The 24,985-nt window shown below is 54.7% G+C and carries 21 protein-coding genes, 1 tRNA gene and 1 pseudogene; 4 read left to right on the forward strand and 19 right to left on the reverse strand.

The genetic code is table 11. The features are described from left to right. From ACH2EM_RS01460 to ACH2EM_RS01480, 5 genes and pseudogenes are all read right to left on the reverse strand, one after another. Positions 1-265 (reverse strand): annotated as a pseudogene (locus tag ACH2EM_RS01460) (peptide ABC transporter substrate-binding protein); the annotation flags it as partial. Positions 266-725: 460 nt separating this feature from the next. Then, positions 726-1,739: an ABC transporter ATP-binding protein gene (locus tag ACH2EM_RS01465; RefSeq protein ID WP_395150274.1), complete on the reverse strand. Its 1,014-nt coding sequence runs from the start codon at positions 1,737-1,739 to the stop codon at positions 726-728. Then, entirely contained in the window at positions 1,739-2,740 is a 1,002-nt protein-coding gene (locus tag ACH2EM_RS01470; RefSeq protein ID WP_395150275.1) for an ABC transporter ATP-binding protein, read from the reverse strand. The genes ACH2EM_RS01465 and ACH2EM_RS01470 overlap by 1 nt, the downstream gene beginning before the upstream one ends. Positions 2,741-2,758: 18 nt before the next feature. Beyond that, positions 2,759-3,805, reverse strand: a complete 1,047-nt coding sequence (locus ACH2EM_RS01475) for an ABC transporter permease (RefSeq protein ID WP_395150317.1) — start codon at positions 3,803-3,805, stop codon at positions 2,759-2,761. Positions 3,806-3,827: 22 nt separating this feature from the next. Further along, complete coding sequence (locus ACH2EM_RS01480; RefSeq protein ID WP_395150276.1) at positions 3,828-4,745, reverse strand: ABC transporter permease; 918 nt, start codon at positions 4,743-4,745, stop codon at positions 3,828-3,830. Between the two features lie 825 nt (positions 4,746-5,570). Between ACH2EM_RS01480 and ACH2EM_RS01485 the strand changes: the two genes are divergently transcribed. Then, positions 5,571-5,647, forward strand: a tRNA-Arg gene (locus ACH2EM_RS01485). A gap of 57 nt (positions 5,648-5,704) precedes the next feature. On the opposite strand, the gene ACH2EM_RS01490 is transcribed toward ACH2EM_RS01485, so the two are convergent. Further along, on the reverse strand, positions 5,705-5,881 hold the full coding sequence (locus ACH2EM_RS01490; RefSeq protein ID WP_395150277.1) for a hypothetical protein: 177 nt from the start codon (positions 5,879-5,881) through the stop codon (positions 5,705-5,707). Between the two features lie 183 nt (positions 5,882-6,064). Between ACH2EM_RS01490 and ACH2EM_RS01495 the strand changes: the two genes are divergently transcribed. Further along, positions 6,065-6,697, forward strand: a complete 633-nt coding sequence (locus ACH2EM_RS01495) for a nuclease-related domain-containing protein (protein WP_395150278.1) — start codon at positions 6,065-6,067, stop codon at positions 6,695-6,697. A gap of 415 nt (positions 6,698-7,112) precedes the next feature. Here ACH2EM_RS01495 and ACH2EM_RS01500 read toward each other — a convergent pair whose 3' ends face one another. The 12 genes from ACH2EM_RS01500 to nifJ all read right to left on the reverse strand — a co-directional run bounded on the left by ACH2EM_RS01500 (position 7,113) and on the right by nifJ (position 19,629). Then, on the reverse strand, positions 7,113-7,604 hold the full coding sequence (locus ACH2EM_RS01500; RefSeq protein WP_395150279.1) for a metallophosphoesterase family protein: 492 nt from the start codon (positions 7,602-7,604) through the stop codon (positions 7,113-7,115). A gap of 3 nt (positions 7,605-7,607) precedes the next feature. Continuing rightward, complete coding sequence (gene rsmI / locus ACH2EM_RS01505) at positions 7,608-8,447, reverse strand: 16S rRNA (cytidine(1402)-2'-O)-methyltransferase (RefSeq protein ID WP_395150281.1); 840 nt, start codon at positions 8,445-8,447, stop codon at positions 7,608-7,610. Between the two features lie 30 nt (positions 8,448-8,477). Continuing rightward, positions 8,478-9,182: a tRNA1(Val) (adenine(37)-N6)-methyltransferase gene (locus ACH2EM_RS01510; protein ID WP_395150282.1), complete on the reverse strand. Its 705-nt coding sequence runs from the start codon at positions 9,180-9,182 to the stop codon at positions 8,478-8,480. A gap of 115 nt (positions 9,183-9,297) precedes the next feature. Beyond that, positions 9,298-9,468 (reverse strand): DUF362 domain-containing protein, encoded by a 171-nt coding sequence (locus ACH2EM_RS01515; RefSeq protein WP_395150283.1) that lies wholly within the window; start codon positions 9,466-9,468, stop codon positions 9,298-9,300. 143 nt (positions 9,469-9,611) lie between these two features. Then, positions 9,612-10,460 (reverse strand): stage 0 sporulation family protein, encoded by an 849-nt coding sequence (locus ACH2EM_RS01520; protein WP_395150284.1) that lies wholly within the window; start codon positions 10,458-10,460, stop codon positions 9,612-9,614. Positions 10,461-10,562: 102 nt separating this feature from the next. Further along, on the reverse strand, positions 10,563-11,468 hold the full coding sequence (locus ACH2EM_RS01525) for a hypothetical protein (RefSeq protein WP_395150318.1): 906 nt from the start codon (positions 11,466-11,468) through the stop codon (positions 10,563-10,565). Beyond that, the gene (locus ACH2EM_RS01530; protein ID WP_395150285.1) at positions 11,468-11,791 is read right to left on the reverse strand and encodes a cyclic-di-AMP receptor; all 324 of its coding nucleotides are present in this window, start codon (positions 11,789-11,791) and stop codon (positions 11,468-11,470) included. Before ACH2EM_RS01530 ends, ACH2EM_RS01525 begins: the two co-directional genes overlap by 1 nt. A gap of 219 nt (positions 11,792-12,010) precedes the next feature. Beyond that, positions 12,011-12,661 carry a rhomboid family intramembrane serine protease gene (locus ACH2EM_RS01535; protein ID WP_395150286.1) on the reverse strand — a complete coding sequence of 217 codons (651 nt, stop codon included), beginning with the start codon at positions 12,659-12,661 and terminating at the stop codon, positions 12,011-12,013. Between the two features lie 420 nt (positions 12,662-13,081). Next, a complete protein-coding gene (locus tag ACH2EM_RS01540; protein WP_395150287.1) occupies positions 13,082-13,951 on the reverse strand; it encodes a YitT family protein in 870 nt (289 codons plus the stop codon). A gap of 280 nt (positions 13,952-14,231) precedes the next feature. Further along, a complete protein-coding gene (locus ACH2EM_RS01545; RefSeq protein WP_395150288.1) occupies positions 14,232-14,906 on the reverse strand; it encodes a hypothetical protein in 675 nt (224 codons plus the stop codon). Positions 14,907-15,290: 384 nt separating this feature from the next. Then, a complete protein-coding gene (locus tag ACH2EM_RS01550; protein ID WP_395150289.1) occupies positions 15,291-15,884 on the reverse strand; it encodes a helix-turn-helix domain-containing protein in 594 nt (197 codons plus the stop codon). A gap of 196 nt (positions 15,885-16,080) precedes the next feature. After that, positions 16,081-19,629, reverse strand: coding sequence for a pyruvate:ferredoxin (flavodoxin) oxidoreductase (gene nifJ, locus ACH2EM_RS01555; protein ID WP_395150290.1), 3,549 nt, complete (start codon positions 19,627-19,629; stop codon positions 16,081-16,083). Positions 19,630-19,999: 370 nt separating this feature from the next. Between nifJ and ACH2EM_RS01560 the strand changes: the two genes are divergently transcribed. Both ACH2EM_RS01560 and ACH2EM_RS01565 read left to right on the forward strand, forming a co-directional pair. After that, positions 20,000-20,980, forward strand: a complete 981-nt coding sequence (locus ACH2EM_RS01560) for a hemolysin family protein (RefSeq protein ID WP_395150291.1) — start codon at positions 20,000-20,002, stop codon at positions 20,978-20,980. Positions 20,981-20,983: 3 nt separating this feature from the next. Further along, positions 20,984-21,529: an NUDIX domain-containing protein gene (locus ACH2EM_RS01565; protein WP_395150292.1), complete on the forward strand. Its 546-nt coding sequence runs from the start codon at positions 20,984-20,986 to the stop codon at positions 21,527-21,529. Positions 21,530-21,854: 325 nt separating this feature from the next. Here the strand turns inward: ACH2EM_RS01565 and ACH2EM_RS01570 are convergent, their stop codons facing one another. Then, complete coding sequence (locus ACH2EM_RS01570; protein ID WP_395150293.1) at positions 21,855-24,875, reverse strand: EAL domain-containing protein; 3,021 nt, start codon at positions 24,873-24,875, stop codon at positions 21,855-21,857. Between the last annotated feature and the right edge of the window lie 110 nt (positions 24,876-24,985).

Below are 24,985 nucleotides of genomic sequence, written 5' to 3' on the forward strand. Positions count from 1 at the left end.
GGATTACCTTCTGCTCCTCGTCAATCAGCAGCAGACCCTCAAAGGCAGTGATAATCATGTTGCCGGCATCCAGGGTGGAGTTGAGGGCGGGGTCCAGAGTTTCGGGGTTAGGACCCAGCTGTACAGTCACATTGTTGCCTTGGGCAGTGCCGGTTTGGGCAGTGCTTGCAGAGCTGTCCGTACCGCTGGCGGAATTGCTGCCGCCGCAGGCAGCCATGCTCAGGGCCATTACGGCTGCCAGCACAAGGGCTAACATCTTTTTCATGGTCGTATTCCTCCTAACTGTTTCCGAAAAGGACTGCGGCCACTCCTCTGACCGATCCCTCTCCTGAGTGTGCGCAATTCAAGAACACTTTTGTTCTCTCTTGCCTTTTGTTTTTATCATTGTATCACTTTATTTTTAAAAAGCAAGCATTTTTTTATCGTTTTTTGTTTTTTGTCCAAAAAGCGTTTAATCGCCTATTTATGGCCATTTTCATTGGGTATTTTTTACATAGGCGCTTTTGTGAAGTCTTTCTATTGTTTTATGGTTCTTCTTTTTCGGTTCTTTTTCGGCTTATTTTCTGTCTTTCTATTGAGTACACATTTTTTGTAATGCCCTTTTGGTGCAGAGGCGTTTGGTCTTTTGAAGGAATGTTTTGCTCCATTTTGCACAAAACGAACCGGTACAGCACAAAAGCCCCCTGCTTTGCGGCAATGCCACAAAACAGGGGGCTTTGAATGGATTATTTCACCCGATCCAGGTGATGGCAGGCGGCCCAATGGCCGGGGCCAACCTCCTTGAATTCGGGCACCTCGCAGGCACACTGCTCGTCTGCGTAGGGGCAGCGAGTGCGGAACCGGCAGCCGGTGGGGGGATTCAGGGGGCTGGGTACATCGCCTTCCAGAACGATACGCTGGGAGGTACGGGCAACCTTGGGATCTGCAATGGGAATGGCAGAAATCAGGCTGCGGGTGTAGGGATGCACACTGTGGAAGGTAAGCTCATAGCTATCGGCCAGCTCCACCATCTTGCCCAGGTACATAACGCCAATGCGGTTGGAGATATGCTTTACGATGCTCAGGTCATGGGCAATGAACAGATAGGTCAGGCCCAGCTCGCTTTGCAGGTCCTCGAACATATTGACCACCTGTGCCTGGATGGATACATCCAGAGCGGAAACAGGCTCGTCACACACAATGAACTCGGGGTTTACTGCCAGTGCACGGGCAATGCCCACACGCTGACGCTGACCACCGGAGAACTCGTGGGGGTAGCGGTTGGCGTGCTCGGAGTTCAGGCCCACACGCTGGAGCATACTGATGATGCGGTCACGGCGGTCCTTCTCGTTGGCGGCCAGCTTATGGATGTCGATGGCCTCGCCCACAATGTCCGAAATGGTCATGCGGGGGTCCAGAGAAGCGTAGGGGTCCTGGAACACAATCTGCATTTTGCGGCGGTAGGGTAGCATATCCACAGCAATTTTGCCCTTGGAGTCCGGCAGCTTGCCGGAGTCGAAGATGGTTTCGCCATCATAGATAATGCGGCCATCGGTGGGCTCGTAGAGCCGCAGCAGGGTACGGCCGGTGGTGGTTTTGCCACAGCCGGACTCACCTACCAGGCCCAGGGTTTCGCCCTTGTTGATGAAAAAGCTCACATCGTCCACAGCCTGCACATACTTGCGCTTTTTGCCAACGCCGCCGGCATGGAAGTACTGCTGGAGATGCTGCACCTCAACCAGTTTTTTCTGCTCGCTCATTAGGCTTTTCCTCCTTTGGCCTCAAACTCCGCTTTCTGCACCATCCAGCACTGGGTATAGTGGGTGTCGCTCAGGTCTGCACGGGGGGGCATCTGCTTGAGGCAAATCTTCATGCAGTTCTGGCAGCGGGGAGCGAAGGGGCAGCCAGCGGGGGGATTCAACAGGTCGATGGGGGTACCCTCAATGGGCACCAGACGCTCCTTCTCCTTTTGGTTCAGCTTGGGGATGGAGTTAATCAGACCCTTGGTGTACTCGTGTTTGGGATTGTAGAAAATCTCATCGGTGGTGCCGTATTCCACAATGCGGCCGGCGTACATAACGGCGATTTTTTCGCACATACGGGCTACAACACCCAGGTCGTGGGTAATCATGATAATGCTCATGCCCAGCTTTTCTCGCAGGTCCATCATCAATTCCAGAATCTGGGCCTGGATGGTTACATCCAGTGCAGTGGTGGGCTCGTCTGCAATCAGCAGCTTGGGCTCACAGGCCAGGGCAATGGCAATCATCACACGCTGGCGCATACCGCCAGACAGCTCGTGAGGGTACTGCTTCAAGCGGCGGTCCGGCTCGTTGATGCCAACCAGCTCCAGCAGCTCCCGGGCACGGTCATAGGCTTCTTTTTTGGTTTTGTTGGTGTGCAGGAGCACCATTTCCATAATCTGATTGCCGATGGTGTAAACCGGGTTCAGGCTGGTCATGGGGTCCTGGAAGATGATGGACACCTCGTTGCCGCGCATCTTGCGGAACTCCTTCTCCTTCATCTTTTCCACTTCGTGGCCGTTGAAGTGCAGCTGGCCTCCAATCAGCTTACCGGGGTAAGCGGTAAGGCCCATCAGGGAGTAAGCAGTTACGGATTTACCGGAACCGGACTCACCCACAATGCCCAGCACCTCGCCCTCCTTCAGGGTAAAGGACACATCGTTCAGTGCCTTTACCTCACCGGCAGGGGTAAAGAAGGAGAGGCGTTCATTTTTGATTTCAAGCAGGGTATTACTCATGATTCGCTTCTCCTTTCGTTAGTTCTTCAGCTTGGGGTCAAAGGCGTCACGCAGGCCGTCGCCCAGCAGGTTGAAGCTCAGAATGATAATGCTGATGGTGGCCGCAGGCAGGAACAGCAGATAGGGGTAGGTGTTCATGCCGTTGAGGGCCTCGGTGGCCAGGCTGCCCAGGCTGGGCATGGGAGCAGCTACGCCCATACCCAAAAAGCTCATAAAGCTTTCGGTAAAAATAGAAGAGGGGATTTGCAGGGTGGTGGTAACAATCAGGGTACCAATGCAGTTGGTCAGCAGGTGCTTTTTGATGATGCGGCCGTTGGAAGCACCCAGAGCACGGGCAGCAGTTACATATTCGGCCTCACGCAATGCCAGCACCTGGCTGCGCACGATACGGGCCATGCTGACCCAGTACAGCAGGGCAAACACCACAAAGATACTTACCAGGTTGGGGCCCAGTGTTTTGAGCCAGCCAAATCCGGGGGCACTTGCCAGAGCGTCCAGGGGGCCCTTGAGGGCAAAGCCCAGCAAAATAATGAGCAGAATGTCCGGAATGGTATAGATGATATCGGTAATACGCATCATTACCATATCCACCCAGCCGCCCATGAAAGCGGCAACGGAGCCATAGATGGAACCAATGACCAGAACCATGGCGCTGGCCACAATACCAACCAGCAGGCTGATACGGGCGCCCATCATCAGGCGGATGGCGTAGTCACGGCCCAAACGGTCGGTACCGGCAATGTGAGGGAACACCTTTTCGCCAGCGGCAATGCGCTCCTGCTCCGCTGCAGAGTACTGGAAGGGAGCCAGGTTGCTGCTGCCGCGAATCTGCTCCTCATAGCTGTAAGGATAGAAAGCGGGCACAATGAATGCCAGAACCATGATGATCAGAATAACCACCAGGCTGACCATAGCAATCTTGTTTTTGCGGAAACGGCGCATGCCATCTTTCCAGAAGCTCACGCTCTCCCGCATGACCACCAGGCTTTCCTTTTCATCTTTGGAAGCAAGCTGGAAATCTTCCGGCTTGAAATCGAGCTGCAAGCTCAAAGGATTTTTTTGCATATCCATTTATAGTACATCCTCCTTACTTCAGCTTAATGCGGGGGTCAATCATCTTGTACAGGATGTCCACCACCACATTGATGAAGATAACCAGACCAGCCAGGAAGATGGTGGTACCCATAATCATGGTATAGTCACGGTTGGTGATGGCCGAAACGAACTCACGGCCCAGGCCGGGAATGGTGAAAATCTTTTCTACCACAAAGGAACCCACCAGCAGGCCGGCCAGCATGGGGCCTACATAGGTAACAACCGGCAGAATGGCGTTGCGCAGAGCGTGCTTGAACAGGGATTTAAAGCTGGAAACACCCTTTGCACGGGCGGTGCGCATATAATCCTGGCCCATAACATCCAGCAGGCTGGAGCGCATGAGGCGGGCAATATAGGCGGAAGGATAGAAGGCCAGGGCTATCACAGGCATAACATAATGAGCCGGAGAGTCCAGGCCAATGGTTGGTAAGACCTTTAGCTTTGAGCCAAATACATACAGCAGCAGCACACTGGTTACAAAGCTGGGGACTGCAATGCCGCAGGTGGCAAAGAAGATAATGGTGTTATCGGCCCATTTGCCACGGTTGTAGGCAGCCAGACAGCCCAGGGGGATGCCCACTACCAGGGCTACCACCACAGCGGTGCCGCCCAAACGGGCAGAAACAGGGAACTTAGTAGCAATGATGTCACTCACTGTACGGCCACGCTGCTTCAGGCTCCAGCCAAAGTCTCCCTTTAAGGCGCTGAGCATATAGTTTTTATACTGAATTATCAGCGGCTTATCCATACCGTACTTTGCTTCCAACGCAGCCTTGGCTTCGTTGCTGATGTTCTTTTCCGCCACGAACGGACCGCCAGGAACGGCATTCATGAGGAAAAAGGTGAGGGTCGCCACGATGAACAGGGTTAGCAGGCCCATGGCGATGCGTTTGATGGCATATTTGACCATCTCATTCACTCCTTATCTTCATTGCTTTGCATCACCAGCCATAGACCGGTGATAAATTGCTCCATTCTTTTGACACGCTGCCCACAAAAGTGCCTTCCCCTTCAGGACGAACTGCCCTTGAAAGAACAACATTCTTGTGTTTTTGTGGCCATTTTTTGAGGCATCGCGCCATTAGATACAAATTATATGCTACTTTGTTCCACTAAATTTGTCAACAGTATTTTTGATATCTTCTAGGTAAACCCTATGTTTGTCACGCTTTATGTCCAAAAATCGGTGCATTTCATTTTGAGCTGACGCAAAAACTTGCACTTGATGAAATTTTCTCCAAAAAGCAATACTGTTTTCTTGCAGCGCACAAATTTCCCCAAAGCAATAAACTTGTACTTCAAAAAACAGAGCAAAAAACTTCTGCCAGTTTGTTGGAACCCAAACCCGGTTTGACAGGTATGGTTTTTTTGCTCCAACTGGTAAACCATATGGCAGTTCTTGTCTATTATATATTACATTATAAAGGCAAAAAAGATTTTTCCTGATTTTTCACACATTTTTTACGACTCCGCAAGGAGACCGGGCAATTTTTTGGGCCTATTTTATTGTTAAAAAAATATTTTTTGATTTTTTTACTCGTTCATCCACAGATTTTTTTGAATTTAGAAGCCTTTCAATCCCTTTTACAGGGCCTTAAACTGCTGTTTTTGGCCCCAAAAAGGCCTTTTTAGGGCCAAAAAAGGCCCTTTTTTAAGGTTTTTTAAAAAAAATCAAATTTTTTTAAAAAAAGCGTTGACAAAACCTATAGTGTCTGGTAATATAGTTCTTGCACCCGCGCTGGTAGCTCAGTTGGATAGAGTGTCTGACTACGAATCAGAAGGTCAGGGGTTCGAATCCCTTCCAGCGCACCAAGCAAACAAGAGCCTGTGTTCTACGGAACACAGGCTCTTGTCTTTTGTGTACTAGACTCAAAGCAAGGCCCCTGCATCCATACGGTGCAGGGACCTTGCTTTTATTGTTGCCGGTTCTGGAATGCGCTGGGCATCCAGGGACAGCGTTGTGAAATCTGGCCGTGACAGATTAATTTCACCCAACTCCTTTACTACCTTGGCTGTGTCCACCTGTTCTAATAGTTGATGAATCATCCACTCGCCTTTCCGTCCCAGATGCTTTCCCGTTTATTCCGCCGGGAAACCGGGCTAAGCCCTTCCCAGTTCCGGCAGCTGCACCGCAGCGGGAGCGGTGGTTGAAATACCGCCGGGCCTTTGCTACAATAAATAATAGAAACTCACAGCTGAATCTGCGTGTTAAAAGGAGTTGTTGTTGCCATGTTTGATATACAGTTAGTGCTTCAGATTTTTTTCTGGGTAATTTTGATTGGCGCCACCGGTTGGCTGATTTACCGGTTCAGCCCCGTTTACAAGACCGATGCTCTGCGGCCCGGTGAACTGCCTGAGGATGAGCACGAAAACCGCCAGGCCGTACTGCGCAGCCTGCGCCGCTATGCTGCTGCCAATGATTTTGAAGTGGTGGAACCCTTGGCCATTTCCAGCCAGAAGGGCAGCACCGACCTGGACGCTGTGCTGGTGGGCTGGTTTGGCGTACTGGGCGTAAAGTGCCTGGGCTACGGCGGTACCGTATATGGCAGCGCCGAAGAAGAGCAGTGGGTACAGGAGATTAACGGCCAGCGCCGGACCTTTGCGAACCCTCTGAACCGGGCCCAGGAGTCCGCCCGCATTTTGCGAGACACCCTGTTTGCCGCCAAAATCAAGCAGGTACCTGTGGAAACTGTGGTGGTGTTTACCGGCAAAAACACCCAGCTGGCCCTGCCCCGCTCCACCGGCCATTACACAGTGGAGCATTTCAACACCTACCTGCATTCTGCCCACTTTGAACAGGATAAAAAGGTAGAGGTAGCCCCGGTTGCTCAGGCTCTGCGCCAGGCCAGCAGCCAGCAGTGAGCAATTTACAAAATGTTCATATTGCTTTAAAAGTTCTTACGCAAGTTATGACTATACTAAAATCACAGAACAACGGAGCCGCAACCGAAGTTCTGTACATGATTCCTCCTCACACCAAAGCGATACCCCTTACGAGATACCCTCCGTGGTCCGCAAACACGGAGGGCTTTTTTGTTTCTGTAAGAGCCTGTGGGGGGCCTCTGGGTATCCACACACAAAAAAGGGAGCACCGAATGGGTGCTCCCTTTTTGTATGTGCGGAAGGTGCCTTGCTGTTTGCTGCTGTGCCAAAGCACCCCTTGCAGATTTAAAAAGCTCCATCGCCTTGTACCGCCCATGCCAGCAACAAAAAACACATCCTCGCAGGGTACTGCGGGGATGTGTTTTTTTGCTTTTAGGGCCGTGGGCCGGTGGGGCTAGAATGCACACTCCACTTCCTGATGGTGCAGCTCCGCCGAGCCATCGGGATGCACTGTGAACACACCGTAGCTGGGGCCGCCAAAACGGGGCGCACCGATGCTGCCGGGGTTAAACAGAGTAACCCCCTGATGCTCCTCCACCGTGGGCAGGTGGGTATGCCCAAAAAAGGCAATCCGTACCTGTTTTTGGGCTGCATGGGCAGCCAGATCCGCCAGCGAGTCCTTTACGCCATAGCAGTGGCCGTGGCAGAGCAGAACGGGAACCCCTTCCAGCTCCAGAACCATCTCCTTGGGGCAGGCCAGCACACTGTCGCAGTTGCCTCGCACCAGGTACATGGGCAGGGTACAGCCATCCCGCCGCAGACGCTCCATATCCCGCAGGCCATCCCCCAAAAACAGGATGCCTGCCGCCTGGGGATGCTCCTCCAGCGCTTTGCGAACCCAAAGATAGACTCCGTGGCTATCCGATACTACCAGATATTCTGCCACCGCTTATTCCTCCTCAATCAGCAGCCGGTAAACCTGGCTTTTGGAAAAAGGGGTGCCGTGAGCGGCTTGTTTTGCCGCCGCAGTGGGGGAGAGCCCCTGCTCCATCAGCAGGCGGGCAGCCTGGGCAGCCTGTTCCAGAGTAGGCTGTTCCTGCTGCTGGGGTTCGGCGGTTCCCCCTGCCACCACCAGCACATACTCACCCCGGGGGGTATTCTGCTGGTAATAAGCCAGCGCCTGGCCCAGTGTGGTTTTTTGGATTTCCTCGTGGAGCTTGGTCAGCTCCCGTGCCAGGGTGATGCTGCGGTCTGCACCAAAAGCCTGCTCCATGGCCTGAAGGGTTGCCTTCAGCTTATGGGGTGCCTCGTAAAAAATCATGGTACGCTGCTCATGCTGCAAGCCTTCCAGCCGTTCCTTGCGCTGCTTGGCTACAACAGGCAGAAAGCCCTCAAACACAAACCGGCTGGTATCCTGCCCGGACACCGCCAGGGCTGTAACGCAGGCACTGGCAGCGGGGATGGGCACCACCTGGATGCCCTGTTCCAGCGCATCCCGCACAATGCCCTCGCCAGGGTCCGAGATGGCGGGCATTCCTGCATCGCTGCACAGAGCGCAGCTTTCGCCTGCCTGAATGCGCTCCAGAATGTAGCTGCCCTTCTCCTTTTGATTGTGCTCGTAATAGCTTACCAGGGGCTTTTTAAGGCCCAGATGGTTCAGCAGCCGCAGGGTGACCCGGGTATCCTCCGCCGCCACAAAATCCACCGCTCCAAAGGTAGCGGCGGCACGGGGCGTAAGGTCGTTCAGGTTGCCGATGGGGGTGGCAACGATATAGAGTGTTCCTGCCAAAACAAATTTCCTCCATTCTGTGCCAGGGCATTACATCCCTTGCCGATAAATAGCCTGTAGCTGAAGGCTGGGGCGGCCGGTATAGTCCGCCATAAAGATATCCGGCTCAAACCGAAGGCCGGGCTTTCGGTTTTTTTGCGCTTCCAGCAAAAAGAGCCAAGGTGTGTGGGCGGGGGTTTGCTTGGCAAACACCAACCGCTTGGGTTCCAGACCTGCCTGGCTGAGAATACGGCAGGTTTCCGCCAGACGCTCCGGGCGGTTGCACACCGCAAACCGGCCCCCGTCCCGCAGAAGTTTGGCTGCCGCAGCGGCCACCTGCTCCAGCGTACAGCCGCCCTCATGGCGGGCGGTAGCCCGGGCGCTGCGGGGGCTTACAAAGCCGCCGGTAAAATAGGGGGGATTTGCCGCCACCACATGAAACTGGGGCTGGGCTTGCAGCTTGTTTAGATCAGCGTTTTCCGGCTGGATATGGGCCGCCTGCGGCTGAAGCTCCAGGGAACGGCGCAGCAGCTGGGTGCCTTCTGGGTCCAGCTCCACCGCACGGCAGGTGCCCCGGTGGCCCAAATCGTGCCAGCGCAGCGCCACAATGCCGCAGCCGCTGCACAAATCCACCGCCAGCTCCTCCCGCCGGGGGCGGCAAAAGCCGGACAGCAGCATGGCATCGGTGCCAAAGCGGTGGTTGGCACTGATGCACACCTGCGTGCCATTGTGTAAGGTTTCAACGGAATAGTCCATGGCAATGCTCCTGTAAAGGGGCTGGCCGTAGGGCAGCCCCGCAAGATAAAACTACAAAAAAACAGCGGGGTAAGCACCCCGCTGTTTCATACTTGATGCCTGAAAAAAGCCGAAATCAGCCTTCCTCGATTGCGCTAACAGGGCAAGCGCCAGCGCAGGTGCCGCAGGAAATGCAGGTGTCAGCGTTGATCTCGTACTGAGTTGCACCCTGGGAGATAGCATCAACAGGGCACTCGCCAGCGCAGGTGCCGCAGGAAATGCAGGTATCGTTGATTACATAAGCCATGGTCGTTTTCCTCCTTGTAGTATTACACAGAATGTAGAGGCTAAGCCTCCAAAAGAGGGGTAACCTCTTTCTGCCCTTTATTGTAGCACAAAATCCCCAAAATTCAAGGGGGAGCGGGTGTTTTGTTGCCCAGGAGAGCAGGGTTACAGCTGGTCGGGATCCGGCTTTTTGGGCGCCCGTTTGCCGCCCCGCAGATAGACACACTCACTGCGGCGGAAGTACCGGGGTGCAAGGGATTCGTTCAGGGGGCGAACCTTCAGCATACCGCTCACGGGGTTTGCCTCCACCACCACACCTTCAAATTCCGGCGTGCTCACCACGCTGCCCACCATGGGGGTGATGCTGTTCAGGTATTCGTAGGCCTTCTGCTCGTAGGCCAGGCAGCACATCAGCCGGCCGCAGCTGCCGCTGATTTTGGTGGGGTTCAGGCTCAGACCCTGCTCCTTGGCCATCTTAATGGAAACCGGCTGGAAGTCCTTTAAAAAACGGCTGCAGCAAAAGGGCTGGCCGCAGATACCAAGGCCGCCCAGCATCTTGCTTTCATCCCGCACGCCAATCTGCCGCAGCTCAATGCGGGTGTGGAACACGCTGGCCAAATCCTTGACCAAATCCCGGAAGTCGATGCGGCCATCCGCTGTAAAGTAGAACACAATTTTGCTGCGGTCCAGGTTGTACTCCGCATCCACCAGCTTCATGTCCAGCTTGTGGGCGGCAATGCGCTGCACACACAGGTCAAAGGCGTTTTTCTCGTCCGCCCGGTTTTTTTCCATACGGCGCACATCCACGGCATCTGCCATGCGTTTGACCGCCTTCAGCTCCCGGATAATCTGGCTGTCCGAGATATCCCGGGGGCCAGCCACCACCTCACCGCATTCGGTACCCCGTGCAGTTTCCACAATTACATGGTCGCCGGGCTTGATGTCCAGCCCTGCGGGGTCAAAATAATAGGCCTTTCCGCCGGCCTTAAAGCGCACAGAAATTACTTTTTTCATACAATTGCTAGTACTTTTGCCCTGCCGCGGGGCAGCATGGTGTCACATCTCCTGCCCTGCGGCGGATTTTGGGCGGGAGGCTGGTATGGAAAGAAGGCGCCCTCACCCCTGCTTGGTCAGGCGCACGGCCAGGTTGGTGAGCAGCAATTTAAGGTTTACATTGCGGGCCATCTCCTCCTGAGCCTGGCCGCAGGCGGCAGCAACCACCGCCCCCTGGTGAGGGGACAGGCCGCAGCATCCCGGATGGGAGAGGGCTGCACTGCCCAGGGCCGCAAGGTCGCTCAGCAGCTGCTGGGCGCCGGGTTTATCCCGTTCGTAGGCTGCCAGGCTGCACAGCACCTGATAGCGGCTGCCCGCTGCCAGCTGCCCGGCAATGGTGCAGGCGGTTTGAAAGTTTTTTTGCCCCGCCGGGTCCTGGGCGGCGTGGGCCGCACGGCCAATGCAGCCGTCGTATACCAGTGCCAGCAGTTCCCGCTGGGGGGCCTTGGGGCAGTGCTGGGCCAGCCACTGGCTGCACTGCTGGGGGCTGACCGGCGCCACCGTGTACTGACTGCACCGGCTGCGGATGGTGGGCAGCACCGCCGCCGCACTGCTGGCCGTCAGCACAAAGAGCACCCCTTGGGGCGGCTCCTCCAGCACCTTCAGCAGGGCATTGGCACTGGATTGGTTCAGATGCTGCACCCCGTACAGGATGACCACCCGGCCCTGGGCCGAGAGGGCTGTTTCAAACACCTGACGGCGAATCTGGCGGATGCGGTCAATCTTAATTTCACCGGAAGCACCCTCGCCACGCACCTCCAGACATTCGGCTGCACGGCTTTCCATCACGGCCTGGGCCTGGGGCCCGCCTTGGGGATAAAGATAGTCTGCCGCCAGGCAGCGGGCCGCATAACCGGCCCCGCAGCCCTCCTGACCGCAGAGCAAAACACTATGAGAAAGCCGCCCTGCACGCAGGGCGGCCTGCAAATCTCGCTTGAGGGCCTCGTTGCCCAAAAAAGACTGGAGCATCACAGTTTTTCAAACCGCTCCACATTGGTGACAAACACCGTTGCGCCGCCCACCGTTACCTGCAAGGGGTAGGCAGTTGCCACGCCAATGCCATAGCTGGCGGTGCTGGGCACTACCTCGGTGCGCTGCTTGCAACACTGGGCAATCAGATCAATGCAGGTATCCACCTTTTCGTCCTCGGTGCCAATCATCAGGGTCATGTTGCCAGCCATCAGAAAACCGCCGGTGGTGGCCAGACGGGTGACGGAAAAGCCCTCCTTGATGAGCATATTACACAGCTGCTTGGAATCCTCTTTGTTTACAATGGCAGTGATAAGTTTCATAGCGCAATTCCCCTTTCAGGAGGCAATCCAGACCGCTGGTGGAAGAATGGCTGAATCAGCCGGCCAAAACCGCCTGCCTTGATATGATAAGTCGTCGCCTCCCGTTGGATTGGCCGCTGTTTGGCAGCCCCTGCCGGCGGGGAGGTTCCTGGCTTTATTATAGCATAGCAGCGGTAAAATTTCTATACAAAAAAGGGCTGTGCGTTTTGTAAATCCCTGTTATTGCCGCCATTGGTTCTGCCAGGCCTTGCGCCGCTGGTAGTTGGTGTAGCTGTCTTTCAGCCGCTGGATGCCGCCGCGGCCAAAGAACACCAAAAAGCCCAGCAGGCCCAGCACAAGGGCCAGCTTCATGGGCAGAGAGGCCAGCAAAAAATCCACCAGATAGAGCGCGGCGGCAATCCAGCCCAGCCATTTTATCTTAACAGGAAGCACAAAGAACAACAGCACCTCCATGTTGGGAAACAGGTACGCAAAGGCAAAGAACAGCGAGTAGGACAGGGCCGAGGTATTGGCAGCTCCCACCACCAAACAGGCCAGCCAGGCCCCCACAATCCCCAAGGCCACATAGAGGGTAAAGCGGAAGCTGCCCCATACCCGCTCCAGGGCGGAACCAATCCAGTACAAAAAGTACAGCTCCAGGGCTACAAACAAAGGATTATATTGCAGGGGCGGCACCAGTAAAAAGGTAACCAGCCGCCAAATCTGGCCTTCCAGCAGGCGGGCACGGCTGAGGGTAAGCAGGCCATAGAGATTTGCGTTAACGAACATGACGCCAATCCAGCAAATCAGCTGGCCCAGCACCACATACAACATCAGGTTTGGGATGCCAAACCGGGGAAACCGGCGTTCCAACCGAGAAATCCAGTTCATAAGATTCCAACTCTCCTTTTTGATTTTTGAATTTAAACGATATCTTTACTGTACCAGACAATGGGTGCAGGGCAAAGGGAAAAATGGCCGGGCAAGGGCGCATATATTCGTTTTTGTTGCTTCGGTTTCCGTTAAAATGTTTTCAACATTATCCACCAACCTCCCAACATTTAGGGGCTATGAATTCAACATTCTGTTGACGAATCCTATTTTTTCACTTCCAATTGTGGAAAACAATCGGGGTTTTTTGGAGTTTTCAACTCTTTCAACATAGTTTTCAACAATCTCACCCTGTTTAGCCCTGTATACATGGTGTAAAAGTTTTTGTTTATTTCTTGTAGAAAATTCTCTTTCCAGTCTTTTGGAATGGATTTTTCGCTCAACTTTTTAAAATTTTTGCCGGTACCAATTGTTGGTGCTTCAGGATTTATGGAGCAGTTCCGGAGGGCGGAATCCTTCGCCAAACACCTCTGTTGCTTCGCAAATCATCACCATGGCGGCAGGGTCCACCTTGTGGGCCGCACTGCGCACCTTAAACACCTCGTTGTTGGAACAGGCACAGAGCACCATGTCCTTGCGTTCCCCGGAATAGCTGCCGGTTACATCCACCAGGGTTGCGCCCCGCTCCACCGCCTGGTCGATGCTCCGGGCTACCTCCTTGCCATAATCGGTAATAATCATGGCGAGCTTTCCGCTGCCTGCACCGTACATAATTTTATCCATAACGATGGTAAGGGCAAAGGCGGAAATCATGCCATAGAGGGCAGAGTCAATATCTCCAAAGGCGGGGATACCCAGCAGGATAATGGCGGCGTCCATAAACAGGCTAATCTGGCCAAAGCTCAGGTGGGGCGCTTTGCGCTTGGCGGCATGAATCACGAAATCGGCACCGCCGGTGGAGGAATCCCGCATATAAATCAGCGCAAGGCCAATGCCCATGAGAATGCCGCTGAACACTGCACTGAGCAGCCGGTTGCCCTCATACACCGGAAACAAGGGCAGTACGCCGTCGATGATGACCGAGCTAATGACCATGGTGCGAAGGCTTTTGAGCAGAAATTTACGCCCCAATATGGGGAAGGTAAGTGCCACAATGGGGATGTTGAGGACCAGGGTCATGGCACCAATGGGCAGACCGGTAAGAGAATTGATGATAAGGGCCAGGCCGGAGATGCCTCCCGGGGCAAATTCTCCCTTTAGGGCAAAGGTGTATACCCCGATTCCAAACAGGATACTGCCCACCACATCAAAGAGTAAATCCTCGACCAGTTCTTTTTTTTGCGGGTTCATCTGTAATCGCTTCCTTTCCAATGAGCAACGGCCAGCAAACAGCTTTTTGGGGGGCCTTTGCTCTAAAAAAACAAAGGCGGCCCCTTGGCACAAAAACGCTTTGCTCAAACGCTTTTTTCCAAAAGACCGTTTTCTTTTCTATTTTCATTATAGCCTTTTTGGGGGCAAAAATCAAAACCCGTTCAAAATGCCTGGGACTGGCAGGCCCACAAAAAAGCCCGGCAGGCTTTTGAACAGCCCGCCAGGTTTGGATTGATTGTTTTGCAAGGCAGCCTTTGGGTTACAGGGCCTTTTCGTGTTTGCTCCGCGGGGCCAGTGTATAGGCACACAAACCCACTAACGCCATGGGCAGCGCAAAGATAGCCAACGCCTGGAAGGTGGTCTGCCACTGCATAAGACCGGGATGCTGGATGGATGCACTGGCCTGATACAACCGAACCAGTACCACACTGCACACCAGTGCCACCAGCCACAATACCTTCATTGGGCTTTCTTGCTGGGCGGTGTGCTGGGGGCGGGGCCACTGGGCAATGGCGGCTGCAAGCCGGAACAGTACCACCACCGACCAAACATCCACCACCAGCAGGTGCAGGGTGCTAAACCAGCTGTACGCCCAGATGGGCAGGGTCTGGCTGTTGACCCACAGCTGGGCCTGTTCCATGGCCAGGGCTACCAGGCACCAGAGCCAGGAGCCTGCAATGCCTGCCGCCGCAAACCGTACCCACTGACTGGGCTTCATCGCACCGGCATCCGCTGCCAGGTAGGCAAGCACTGCAATGCCTGCCAGCTGCATTACCAGCATATAGTTTGGCCGGTAGTCGTTGATGGAAAACAGAAGCGGTGAGCCCAGCAATATAAAGATGCTGGTACTCAGCCAATATACGGCCCCCAAAAACAGAACCACATGGAATAGCCGATTGCTTTGTAGCGGCTGAAGCATTTTTTTGGCATTCACTGTAACGAACCTCCTGTTTGCACTGCATTCCCTGCCAAATGGAACTCTCCCTCTTTGGCCTTACCTGCTCCCGCTGCTGGTTTACCCAGTGGGTTTGATTGGGCTTAGCTTTATAGCGGCTTAGGAGGAAATCATTTCCATTTGCTTGTATGATTTGGATTTTACCACACTGCCAGCAGGTGCCGCAAGAGACATTGACAATTTTTTATGTTATGCACCAAGCAAGCAGCATTCCTTATTACTATATGCAAAAAGGCCGCCTATCGGCGGCCTTTTTGCATATAGGATAGGGGATTGTTTGCTGGAAGGCAGGCCCTCACCAGCCTTTGAATACCGGTACAGAGCGGGACATCATTCCCTCTTAATTTCCTCTCAAAAGGGCTTTTACACCAGCTTGCGGAACAGGCCGTGGCGGGTGCAATAGGCATACAGAATGCCATGGCCCTTTTTGCGAAAGCGGACAGCAGCCTCCTGCTCCGGATAGAGCTTGATGAGTTCGGCAGTGCCCCCGGTGACATAGGCCATAAAGGAGATGGAATGGGTTTTGGTCATGGAGTGCTCCATGGAGAGGTAGTAGTCTCCATCAATGATTTCCACCTTCAGGTCATGGGTGGGCTGTTCTTCCGGCTCCAAAACCTCTGGTTCCAGGGCAGGCAGGGGAATGCCGCAGCAGCAGAAGCTGCCCTTGCCCAGGGCGGTAATCACATTGCCGCACACCGGGCAGACATAGAACTCCATCTTTTTCAGGTTGCCGGCCTGGTTCTGGTTGGTGCTTAAATCGCCGGTGAACAGCTGGGTAATGGAAACCCCCAGGGCAGCGGCCAAATCCTCCAGGATGGCGGCATCCGGCAGGCCCTTGCCGGTTTCCCACTTAGAGATGGTTTTATCGCTTACACAAAGAATGTCGGCCAGCTCTTTTTGGGTCAGGCGTTTTTTCTCTCGCAGTTGGCGGATGGTTGCGGCGGTTACATAAGCCATTGGTTCAAACTTCCTTTCTTGCATTGCGCAATATGCTATGGCCTTATCTTACCGAAGGGGTCCCTCAAACACAACCTACGCTTCGTAGAGTGGCCCTTGAGGGGCAAGATTTTGGCATAAGAAAAAGGGCCCATACCCTTTGTGCACAAGGTATGGACCCTTTTCAATTCGAACGCCCCTTTAGGGAGAGAGGAGATTACTCCTCGGTGGAGTACAGCTTAACCAGCTTCTGCAGGTAAGCGTAGCGCTCCTTAGCCTTCTTGTCGGCCAGGTCGAACAGCTCTTCAGCACGCTCGGGGAAGGCCAGTTTCAGACGGCTGTAACGAGTTTCGTTGGAGATGAACTCCTTGTAGTCTGCGGTAGCAGGCTTGGAGTCCAGGGTGAAGGGGTTCTTGCCTTCGGCCTTCTTGCGAGGATCGAAGCGGAACATATTCCAGTAGCCGCAAGCAACAGCCTTCTTCATCTCAGCCTGGCAGTTGGTCATGCCGCCCTTGACGCCGTGCATCTCACAGGGAGCATAGCCGATAACCAGAGAGGGACCATGGTAGCTCTCAGCCTCGGTGATAGCCTTGATGGTCTGGTTCATGTCGGCGCCCATTGCAATCTGAGCAACATAGACATAACCGTAGCTCATAGCGATTTCGGACAGGCTCTTCTTGCCGATGGCCTTACCGGCAGCAGCAAACTGTGCAACCTGGCCAATCTGGCTGGCCTTGGAAGCCTGGCCGCCGGTGTTGGAGTAAACCTCGGTATCGAATACCATCACATTGACATCTTCGCCGGAAGCCAGAACATGGTCCAGACCACCGAAACCGATGTCGTATGCCCAGCCGTCGCCACCGAAGATCCAAACGCTCTTCTTGGACAGGTAGCTCTTCTTGGGCAGGATTTCCTGGCTGAAACGGCAGTCAGGATCAGCTTCCAGCAGAGCAACCAGCTTCTTGGTAGCTTCCAGGTTAGCCTTGCCGTCCTCGTAGGTAGCGAAGTACTCCTCGATGGCAGCCTTCTTCTCGGGAACGGTGGTCACATCGGCCAGCTCGTGCAGCTTGGCAGCCAGGGACTCACGGATAACCTTCTGGCCCAGGTACATACCCAGACCGTGCTCGGCGTTGTCCTCGAACAGGCTGTTAGCCCAAGCGGGACCGAAGCCGGACTCCTTGTGGGTGGTGTAGGGAGAGGTAGCAGCGGGGCCGCCCCAGATGGAAGAACAACCGGTAGCGTTGGAGATGTACATACGCTCACCGAACAGCTGGGTGATCAGACGGCCGTAAGCGGTCTCAGCACAGCCTGCGCAGCTGCCGGAGAACTCCAGCAGGGGCTGGTTGAACTGGCTGCCCTTAACGGTGGTCTCAGCCATCATGCCGTCCTTCTTGCGGATGTTGTCAACACAGTAGTTGAAGGCATCCTGCTGCTCGGCCTGGCTCTCCTGGGGAACCATGGTCAGAGCCTTGTTGGGAGCGGGGCAGACATTAGCACATACGCCGCAGCCCATGCAGTCCAGGGGAGAAACTACCATGGTGAACTTGTAGTTCTCGCAGCCCTTGCCGGTCATCTGCTTGCTCTTGAGGGAAGCGGGAGCGTTTGCAACCTCATCCTCGGTGAGAGCGAAGGGACGGATGGTGGCATGGGGGCAGACATAGGCACACTGGTTACACTGGATGCAGTTGTCGGCGTTCCATTCGGGAACATTCACAGCAACGCCACGCTTCTCGTAAGCGGAAGCGCCCTGCTCGAACTGGCCATCCACATAATCCATGAAGGCGGAAACAGGCAGGCTGTCGCCGTCCATCTTGGAAACAGGCTCCATGACGTCCTTAACCATCTTAACGGTAGCGGCATTGCCCTGCAGCTGGGTGTTGTCGGCTGCATCCTCGGCAGTAGCCCACTCAGCGGGGATTTCTACCTTGTGGTAGGCGTCGAAGCCGGCATCGATGGCCTTCCAGTTCATCTCAACGATGGCATCGCCCTTCTTTGCGAAGGTCTTCTTGGCGGCTTCCTTCATGTAGTTCAGAGCGTCCTCACGGGGCAGCACGCCGGCCAGAGCAAAGAAAGCAGACTGCAGGATGGTGTTGGTGCGCTTGCCCAGACCAATCTCAACAGCCTTGTCGATGGCGTTGATGGTGTACAGCTGGATGTTGTTCTGAGCGATGTAGCGCTTGGACTCAGCAGGCATATGGTGAGCCAGCTCCTCGTCGCTCCACTGGCAGTTAATCATGAAGATACCGCCGGGCTTAACATCCTGAACCATCTTGTAGCCCTTTACAACATAGCTGGGGTTGTGGCAAGCCACGAAGTCAGCCTTGTTGATGTAGTAGGGGCTCTTGATGGGCTTATCGCCAAAACGCAGGTGGCTGATGGTTACGCCGCCGGTCTTTTTGGAGTCGTACTGGAAGTAAGCCTGAATGTACTTGTCGGTATGGTCACCGATGATCTTGGTGCTGTTCTTGTTAGCACCAACGGTGCCGTCGCCGCCCAGACCCCAGAACTTGCACTCTACGGTGCCTTCTGCTGCGGTGTTGGGAGCGGGCTTCTCCTCCAGGCTCAGGTTGGTAACATCGTCCACGATGCCCAGGGTGAAGCGAGCCTTGGGAGCGTCCTTGGACAGCTCATCGTACACAGCGAATACGCTGGAGGGAGGGGTGTCCTTGGAGCCCAGGCCATAACGGCCAGCGATTACAGGAACATCGTTGCCAGCCTCACGCAGGGCGGTAACAACATCCAGGTGCAGGGGCTCGCCCAGAGCGCCAGGCTCCTTGGTGCGGTCCAGCACAGCAATCTTCTTGGCGGTAGCGGGGATGGCGGCCAGCAGCTTTTCGGCTACGAAGGGACGGTACAGGCGAACCTTTACCAGGCCAACCTTCTCGCCCTTGGCGGTCAGGTAATCCACTACTTCTTCGGCCACATCACAGATGGAGCCCATGGCGATGATAACGCGCTCAGCGTCGGCAGCGCCGTAGTAGTTGAACAGCTGGTAGTCGGTGCCCAGCTTCTCGTTTACCTTGGCCATGTACTTCTCTACGATAGCGGGCAGCTCGTCGTAGAACTTGTTGCAGGCCTCACGATGCTGGAAGAAGATGTCGCCGTTCTCGTGAGAACCGCGCATGGTGGGATGCTCGGGGTTCAGCGCATGGTTGCGGAACTCGTTGATGGCGTCCCAGTTTACCATCTCAGCCAGGTCGGCGTAGTCCCACTTCTCGATCTTCTGAATCTCGTGAGAGGTACGGAAGCCGTCGAAGAAGTTGATGAAGGGAACACGGCCCTCGATTGCAGCCAGATGAGCCACAGCAGACAGGTCCATGACCTCCTGGGGGTTGGTTTCGGCCAGCATGGCGAAACCGGTCTGGCGGCAGGCGTACACATCGCTGTGGTCACCGAAGATGTTCAGGGCATGGCTTGCCACGGTACGGGCAGACACATGGAACACGGTGGGCAGCAGCTCGCCGGCGATTTTGTACATGTTGGGAATCATCAGCAGCAGGCCCTGAGAGGCGGTGAAGGTGGTGGTCATTGCACCGGCTGCCAGGCTGCCGTGTACGGCACCGGCTGCGCCAGCCTCAGACTGCATCTCCATAACCTTTACCTGGCTACCAAAGATGTTTTTACGGCCCGCAGCAGACCACTGATCAACATAGTCTGCCATAGGGCTGGACGGGGTGATGGGGTAGATAGCAGCAACTTCGCTGAACGCATAGGCTACATGCGCGGCAGCGGTGTTGCCATCCATAGACTGTTTTGCTCTAGGCATGTTTCTTCCTCCATAACTTAGTATTTAACGTCCTGCCCCAAAGGGCTTGGGGTAGCGGGCGCTATTACATAGATACATTTTATCAAAACCCCGGTGCAAAGTAAACCGTTTTGTGCCAGCTTTTTGAGCAAACCAAGCATTTTATTAACGAATCAAACTACTTGGTTTTTGCAATCTGCTGGTTTATTTCCTGTTTTGCCAGCGATTTGTGCTGTTTGGGATTTTACTTTGCTTTCATTGACAAGGCCGGTGTCATCCTCTAATATGGTAACATACTATACCCAGACGGCCTGCATTTCAGCAGGCTGCATCTGCCCATAATCGCACGATTTTCCCCTGTTTTGCATAATTACCGAACGGAGGTTTTTACATGGATTTTACTGACAGGATAACTCAAGCCCACCCTGTTCTGTTTATTTTGGTGGTAACTTTGGGTGTGCTGCTGGTGCTGGCGGCCGGTATGCTGGCCGGCTGGGCTGCCGCCAAACGGGAACTGAGGCTGCCCGCCTGGCTTTCGGGGCTGCTTAGCCCTGCGGGCCTTGGCAACGACGATGTGGTGACCGAGGAGGATTTGTACGACCTGGTGGACGATGCCGGCGAACAGGATTTGATTGACACCGCACAAAAGGACATGATTACCAATATTTTTGATCTTTCGGACGCAACGGCGGGGGATGTGATGACCCATCGCACCGAGGTGAACGCCCTCAGCGATCACGCCTGCTGCCGGGAGGCGGTGGAGATGGTGCTTGCATCCGGCAACAGCCGTTTGCCGGTGTACCGCAAAAGCATTGACGATGTGGTGGGCATTTTGTATGTGAAGGACCTGCTGCGGCTGTTCAGCAGCCAGGAGCTGCTGCAAAAGCCGGTGGTGCAGTTTGTGCGCCCTGCCATGTATGTGCCGGAGTCCCGCCCTGCGGCGGAGCTGCTGAAGGACTTTAAAAAGCAGCACACCCAGATTGCCATTGTGATGGATGAGTACGGCGGAACCGCCGGTATTGTGACCATGGAGGACATTCTGGAGGAGATCGTGGGCGATATTCAGGATGAATACGACCAGGAGGAAGCGGATTTTGTTGCCACCGAAAACGGCTTTTTGCTGGACGGTGCCCTGGATTTGGAGGATGCATTCAAAGCCTTTGGACTGGAATGCCCGGAACCGGAGGAAGGGGACGAATTTGAAACCATTGGCGGTTTAATCAGCGACCGTTTGGGCCACATTCCCAGCCAGGATGAACAGGCAACCGTGGAGTGGGGCGGTCTTCGGTTTACGGTAGTGAAGGTAGGGGAACGGCGCATTCAGAAGGTTGCTTGCAGCCTGCTGCCCGCCCAAGCCCCAGAAAAGGAGTAAGCCATGGAACATTGGGAAAAAACACTGGAACAATCCACCCGGTTTGAGGGCCGGGTGGTAAAGGTAACGGTGGACCGGGTTCTGCTGGAGGATGGCCGCCAGTCCACCCGTGAGGTGGTGCACCACAACGGCGGGGCCTGCGTGCTGCCCTTAACCCAGGACGGGCAGGTTTATCTGGTGCGCCAGTTCCGCTACGCATTTGGCCAGGAACTGTGGGAACTGCCGGCAGGCAAGCTGGAACCGGGAGAGGCCCCCTTGGAAGCGGCCAAGCGGGAGCTGGAGGAGGAATGCGGCCTGCGGGCTGAACAATACCGGGACCTGGGGCCTATCTACCCAACTGTGGGGTACTGCACCGAAATTATTTACACCTGGCTGGCCACCGGCCTGACCCAGTGCCAGGCGCACCTGGATGAGGGAGAGTTTTTGACCTGCCACTCCATGCCCTTTGAGCAGGCACTGAATCTGGTGATGACGGGAGAAATCCGGGACAGCAAAACCGTGGCTGCTTTGCTGAAGGTTCATGCCTTGCGCACAGCCGGAGCACTGTAAGCCACCGGCATTTCCTTGTTGGCAAAGGGGATAAACCGAGCTGGAAGCGGCCTTTCAGAGAGGAAAATCCACCGATTTTTGTATACTCTCTTTATCTTATTACTTTTTGTAAATATTTTTAAGGCAAACGCCCTCTGGTTTCTTGCAGCAAAGAAGCCAGAGGGCGTTTTTGTTTTGATGGCCATGAGCCTCAGGTGCAGGGCCTTGCTCACCCCCCATGCCCCACACAGCTGCCAAAGCGGCCGATTGAATGCAGAAAGCCCCAGGCGGCCTTTTGGCCTGCCTGGGGCTTTTGAGCTTTCAAGTGGCAGCATCTGCCGCCGGATTACAAAGACCCATAGGTTTGCAGCTGCTCATTCCATACCTGGATGCGCTGCTGCAGGTCCTGCGAGGGCTGGCTCAGCTGGAATGCCGGGCGGCCCAAGAGGTACCCCTGTACATAGTCTGCCTGGAGGGTCATGAGGGTGCGCAGTTCGCCTTCGGTTTCCACCCCTTCGGCCACCACCTTGCTGCCCATGCTATGGCACAGCTCCACCAGATTGCGTACCAAGGTGAATTTGTGGTTATCCTGGTCGATGTCTCGAATCAGGCTCATATCCAGCTTGACAAAATCCGGTTTGGTTTTTAGCAGGACTGCATCGGTGCTGTAACCAGAGCCAAAGTCATCCAACGCAATGCGGATGCCTGCATCCACAGCAGCCTGCTTTTTCTTTTGGGTTATATCGTTGTCCAGCTCATCGCCTTCGGTAAGTTCCATGACGATGCGGTGGAGCTGATGCCCAAACTGTTTACGGTAAGCTTGGTCCACCTCAGAAGTAACCGCCCAGTTTGGAATGGAATTGATAAACAACAGTGTTTCGCCCTGGGGACTTTGCTCGAAAAACGACTGGGAGGCCAGCTTCCAGGTAAGGATATCCACCTCAAACAGCTTGGATTGGAGCCGGGCTGCCTGGATAAAGTCCATGGGATTGGCCAGCACATTGGAGCGGGGCCGCATCAGCGCCTCGTAGGCAAGGACGGAGCCATCGGTACAGCTTACAATGGGCTGGAACGCATAATCCAGGGCTTTCTGTTCCAGAATCCGGTTCAGCTCGCCGCTGTTATAAATGACTGTTGCGGTGCGGTTGTAAGCCTGGCGATCAAAGCCACCACAGGTACCCTTGGTGCCATGTTTGATTTGATACATGGCAAAATCTGCATAGCGCTGAAGCTCTTTCAGGTTGGCAGCATCCCTGGGATACCAGGCAACACCCGCCGAAGCCCGCAGCCGATAGCTTTGGTGGTCGGGCAGGGTTATGCTGGCCTGCTGGATGGCCTTTTGCAGCTGATTCAGCCGCTGGGCCAGCTCCTCCTGGGTTTTGTACCCATACGCAAAGACATAGAATTCATCGCCGGAAATGCGGCCGCAAAGGGTGTTTGGCCCGCTGAAGCAGCGCAGCACCTGCCCCATGCACTGGATGTAGGCATCGCCATAGTCGTGACCAAAGGTATCGTTCACATACTTCAGATTATCCAAGTCCATCATAACCATGGCTGCTATGCCAAGATCGGGGTTATCCTGCAGCTGCTGGAGGCGATTTTGGAAGGCTCTGCGATTGAGCAGGTCGGTAAGGGCATCGTAATCCCGCTCATACTCAATGCGGCGCTGCTTGAGCCTGCTTTCGGTTATATCCAGCACCACACCCAGCACATCCTGGCCTCTGCGGCTGATTTTGCAGCGAAGCCACCGCTCTCTCGGCTGGCCTGGATGCAGGTGATAGACGATGCTGTTTTCGCCCTGTTCCACCGCCAGAGGCTGGATGCTTTCCCAAAAGCTTTTGAACTGGCTCAGGGTGAGGGGCTGGTCGGGGGTGGGCTGCTCAAACAGCTGGAACATATTTTCGGTGTAGTCCACCTGATGAGGGCCATTGCAGCTGACCCGGAACACCGCCAGGCTCAGGTCTGCTGTGCGGATAATGCGGGAGATACGGCCTGCACTCTCCGCCACATTGCGGCTGAGCAGCTCCACAGCGTCTGCCAAATCGTCCACCTCGGCAATGCCGGTATGGCTAAGAGCAACGGGCTTGGAGGGGTCCATCCCACGCACCTGCCTGGCCAGCCTTCTGAGCGGTCTGGAGAAGCGACGGCCAGACAAAGCACAAATCAGGGTGCCCACCAGCAGCGTGACACTGGCAATTACACCAAGGGATTGAATCGTTTGGTTTGCAAAGCTGAATAAGCTGTCTTGTTCCATAACGCCCAGAAGCACCCACTGTTCCTGGGTAAAGGGTGAGTCCGTGCTGTAAATTTCCAGGGGGTGTACGCTGGCATAATAAACATCCTGGACGCTTTCGCCGTTGACCGTGGAAACGAAATAGAAATCTTCTGCTCCCTCCACCATTGCCTGGCTCAAATGCACGATACTGCCCACCTGAAAGGATTCCTGCATTTGTGTGCCGTTCAGGGCTACGATCTGGTATTCTCCTTCCGGATTTTCCGGAACATGGGTCGCCAGCAGGTAGGACCCCTTTTGAGTGGACCGCAGTTCGTTGCTGGGCAGAAGGGTACGGATGTAGTCAACGGTAATTTCCACCCCCACCAGGCCATAGGTATGGCCGGTGGAATCCACCAGCGGCTGGGTATACACCACGCAGATATCCTGCCCATCGCTGCCGCCCTTGATGAGGGGTGTCCAGTAGCCCATATCTCGCAGGTTGGAGAATGCACTCTGGGCCGACATTTCCTGTGGGTTGTAGAAAAGGCTATTCAGCCAGGAGGCCTGAAAGCAGGGCTGCCAGCCCTCATCTGCTGTGATATTCAGCTGTTTTATCATCTGGGAGGGCCCATATTTCACAAGCAAATCCGAAAAATCCTCGGGGTTTTGGTCCGGATTCAAATCCCGGATGTAAACACCCGGCTTGCATTCCTTGAGCCCGCCTTCTGTATTCTGATTTGTCTGGGTAACATCGGTGAACACCACAAAGGCCCCTGTTACCTTGTTTTGGCGGGTCATTTCTATGATGTAGGGAGAGATTTTCTCCAGCAGGTAATTGGTTTTTTCATCGTTTACCTGTAAGTCCTGCGTGCTCATCTGGTTTCTCTGCAGATATCCCTCAATGGAATCGTTCATGCGCTTTTGCACCAGATAAAAATCACTCCAATGCTGAATCATGCGGTTTTGGATGTAATTTTTGCGCTGTTCGGTGTGCTGCCACAGGCTGTTAATGGCATCGGTACGCATTTGGTCGATGGTTCCGCCGAAAATCAAAAATCCCATGAACAAAGCACACTGCACTGCCAGCAACAGTAGTAAAAACACAGTGATTTGAGTAAAGGCGCTGCGCCGCCCTGGCTTGAATATCTTCACGGATTCATCCCTTCTGTGATGTTATTTGGTCACCCGTTTTCTTCGTTTTTGCCTTCCTCTAGCTTAAAGGGCAGGCAACGGTGCCGGAGACCGTGGGGTCGAGCCCCATT

It is taken from the genome of uncultured Allofournierella sp., from assembly GCA_944382705.1.
GTDB lineage: Bacteria > Bacillota > Clostridia > Oscillospirales > Ruminococcaceae > Allofournierella.